Raw genomic sequence first — 1,019 nt, 5'->3', positions numbered from 1 at the left:
CCGTGGTGGTGCAGATCAGCAGCCAGGCCGCCGGTAGCAGCGTGACCCAGATGTAACGCTGGCGCTTCATCTTGATCAGCACTACTGTGCCGAGCATCAGCGCGATACCGGCCAGCATCTGGTTGGAGATACCGAACAGTGGCCACAAGGTGTTGATGCCACCCAGCGGATCGATCACGCCCTGGTACAGCAGGTAGCCCCACAGGGCCACGCAACCGGCGGTGGCGATCAGGTTGGCGGTCCAGGATTCGGTGCGCTTGAGCGAGGGCACGAACGAGCCCAGCAGATCCTGCAGCATGAACCGCCCGGCACGGGTGCCGGCGTCTACCGCGGTGAGGATGAACAACGCTTCGAACAGGATCGCGAAGTGGTACCAGAACGCCATGGTGTTCTCACCCGGCAGCACCGAGTGCAGGATCTGCGCGATACCGACCGCCAGGGTCGGCGCACCGCCGGCACGGGCCAGGACGGTGGTTTCGCCGATGTCCCGGGCCACCGCCTGCAACGCGTCCGGGGTGATGGCAAAGCCCCAGCCACTGATGGTCTGGGCCACGGCCACGACGTCACCGCCGACCACCGCCGCCGGGCTGTTCATGGCGAAGTACACGCCCGGCTCGATCACCGACGCGGCGACCATCGCCATGATCGCCACGAAGGACTCCATCAGCATGCCGCCGTAGCCGATGTAGCGGGCGTTGGTTTCGTTGTCCAGCAGCTTGGGCGTGGTGCCCGAGGAGATCAGCGCATGGAAGCCCGAGACCGCGCCGCAGGCGATGGTGATGAACAGGAACGGGAACAGCCCGCCCTTCCACACCGGGCCCAGGCCGTTGGTGAACTGGGTCAGCGCCGGCATTTTCAGCTCGGGCATGGTGATCAGGATGCCGATCGCCAGGGCGACGATGGTGCCGATCTTGAGGAAGGTCGACAGGTAGTCCCGCGGGGCCAGGATCAGCCACACCGGCAGCACCGCCGCGACGAAACCGTAGCCGATCAGCATCCAGGTGATCTGGATCCCGGTG

At 65.7% G+C, this 1,019-nt stretch carries 1 protein-coding gene; it reads right to left on the bottom strand.

Going from position 1 to position 1,019, the window contains the following annotated elements:
- Positions 1–1,019, bottom strand: a 1,019-nt coding sequence (locus tag ACODTO_RS29540) for a carbon starvation CstA family protein (RefSeq protein ID WP_489107473.1), incomplete at both ends; no start/stop codon positions are given.

This window comes from Pseudomonas sp. FG13, assembly GCF_057809755.1.
Note: the sequence above shows the minus strand (reverse complement) of the source record. Positions and strands in the feature narration are given on the sequence as shown.